Origin of the sequence: Corallococcus exercitus, from assembly GCF_003611585.1 — a bacterium.
In the GTDB taxonomy this organism is placed as follows: Bacteria; Myxococcota; Myxococcia; order Myxococcales; family Myxococcaceae; genus Corallococcus; species Corallococcus exercitus.
In genome coordinates this window covers 1-2,230 of record NZ_RAVW01000731.1, presented here as the reverse complement: position 1 = coordinate 2,230, position 2,230 = coordinate 1, and the positions used below count along the sequence as shown (strand labels likewise).

The following is a 2,230-nucleotide window of genomic DNA, read 5'->3' as shown; positions in this document are numbered from 1 at the left end:
GAAGAAGCCAGGGAGGTGCCCGGCCCCGGCACCCGCACCGCGGCAGGCAAGACGTCAGGCCCGCATCATTCTCCTGCAATGCGCTTGCAGGGCCGCCAGATTAGCGCCTTAAGGTGCCCGGTCGGTCACACGGAGGGAGACACCGCATGGACGCGCAGGGAGTGCACATCGAAACCCATCCCCGTGAGGGCGAACCGGTGTTCAGCGCGGGCCGCCCGGACCCCTGCACCCTGGTCCTCTTCGGCGCCACGGGAGACCTGGCCGAACGCAAACTATTCCCGGCCCTCTTCGAACTCGCCCGCTCCGGCCTGCTCCCGGACAACTTCGCCATCGTCGCCTTCAGCCGCTCCAAGCTGGAGGACGCGTCCTTCCGCGAGCACGTGAAGGAGGGCCTCCAGAAGTTCGCCCGCACGCAGCCCGTGGACGAGGCCACCTGGAAGCGCTTCGCGGAGAGCATCGAGACCGCCTCCGGCGGCTACGACGACCCGGAGGCCTTCCAGCGCCTGGGCCAGAAGCTCCAGGACATCGCGAAGCGCCACAAGACGGGCGGCAACCAGCTCTATTACATGGCCACGCCGGCCTCCACGTTCCCGCAGATCATCAAGAGCCTCGCGGACGCGGACCTGCTCAAGCGCGAGGAGCATCCGGGTCAGAAGCCCTGGCACCGGCTCATCATCGAGAAGCCCTTCGGCCACGACCTGCAGAGCGCGAAGAAGCTCAACCAGGAGCTGGGCGCGGTGCTGGATGAGAAGCAGATCTTCCGCATCGACCATTACCTGGGCAAGGAGACGGTGCAGAACATCCTGGTGTTCCGCTTCGCCAACGCCATCTTCGAGCCGCTCTGGAATCGCCAGCACATCGACCACGTCGAAATCACGGCGGCCGAGGCCATTGGCGTGGAGGGCCGCGGCGGCTTCTACGACGAGACAGGCGTCATCCGGGACATGGTGCAGAACCACCTGCTCCAGGTGCTGGCCCTGTGCGCCATGGAGCCGCCGGTGTCCTTTGGCGCGGAGGACATCCGCGACGAGAAGACCAAGGTCTTCCGCGCGCTGCGCCCCGTGGAGGGCGAGGACGTGGCCCAGCACGTGGTGGTGGGCCAGTACCAGGGCTACCAGGACGAGAAGGGCGTGAAGAAGGGCTCCCGCACGCCGACCTACGTGGCCATGAAGATGAACATCGATTCGTGGCGCTGGCAGGGCGTGCCCTTCTACCTGCGCGCGGGCAAGAACCTGAAGAAGCGCCTGACGGAGGTGTCCATCCACTTCAAGTCGGTGCCCCTCGGCCTGTTCAGCGGCGGCGGCGCCAGCTGCCAGCGGCTGCAGCCCAACGTGCTCACGCTGCGCATCCAGCCGCACGAAGGCATCGCGCTGTCCTTCGAGTCCAAGATTCCCGGCGAGGACGTGAACATCGGCGGCGTCACCATGGACATGGACTACGCGGAGAGCTTCAAGAAGCCCGTGCCGGAGGCGTACGAGCGGCTGCTGCTGGACTGCATGCGCGGCAACGCCACCCTCTTCGCGCGCCAGGACAGCGTGGAGCAGGCCTGGGGCTACATCACGCCCATCCTCCAGGCGCTGGAGACGGAGGCCGGCGGCACGGTCCACACCTACGCCAAGGGCAGCAAGGGCCCCGACGCCGCGGACGCGCTGCCCGCGAAGAACGGCCGGCGGTGGTCCACGCTATGAGCCAGCCCCTGGTCGTCCCCTCCGAGCGGCTGACCCGCGAGGCCGCGGACTGGCTGGCGCGCGAGCTGGAGAAGGCGCTCGCGACGAAGGCCCGGGTGAGCCTGGCGCTGTCGGGCGGCAACACGCCCAAGCCCGCGTACCGGATGCTCGCGGACCACAAGCTCCCCTGGGAGCGCGTGGACGTGTACTTCGTGGACGAGCGCTTCGTGCCGCCGGACCACAAGGACAGCAACTACCTGCTGGTGAAGGAGTCGCTGCTGGCGCCGCTGAAGCTGCCGGACGCGCAGGTGTTCCGCATGCAGGGCGAGCGCGCGGACCGCGACGCCGCCGCGCGCGACTACGAGAAGACGCTGCCCGCGAAGCTGGACGTGGTGCTCATCGGCGTGGGCGAGGACGGCCACACCGCGAGCCTCATGCCCGGCCACCCTGCCCTGCAGGAGCGCACGCGGCGGGTGCTCGCGGTGGAGCAGAGCGCCAAGCCGCCGCCGTGGCGGATGACGCTGACGTTCCCCGTGCTCCAGGGCGCGGGGGCGGTGCTGGGG

General features: G+C 68.8%; 2 protein-coding genes. Both read left to right on the top strand.

Features of this window, described 5'->3' with window-relative positions; translation table 11 throughout:
- Nucleotides 1–146 precede the first annotated feature (146 nt).
- Nucleotides 147–1,688: a glucose-6-phosphate dehydrogenase gene (zwf, locus tag D7W79_RS41415; RefSeq protein WP_120530680.1), complete on the top strand. Its 1,542-nt coding sequence runs from the start codon at nt 147–149 to the stop codon at nt 1,686–1,688.
- A partial coding sequence (gene pgl, locus D7W79_RS41410) for a 6-phosphogluconolactonase (RefSeq protein WP_120530679.1) occupies nt 1,685–2,230 on the top strand: 546 nt, incomplete at its 3' end. The genes zwf and pgl, both read left to right, overlap by 4 nt.

What these genes read in the sequence shown, in the direction of transcription:
- zwf (WP_120530680.1), top strand. Translation starts at nt 147, where the DNA reads ATGGACGCGCAGGGAGTGCACATCGAAACCCATCCCCGTGAGGGCGAA.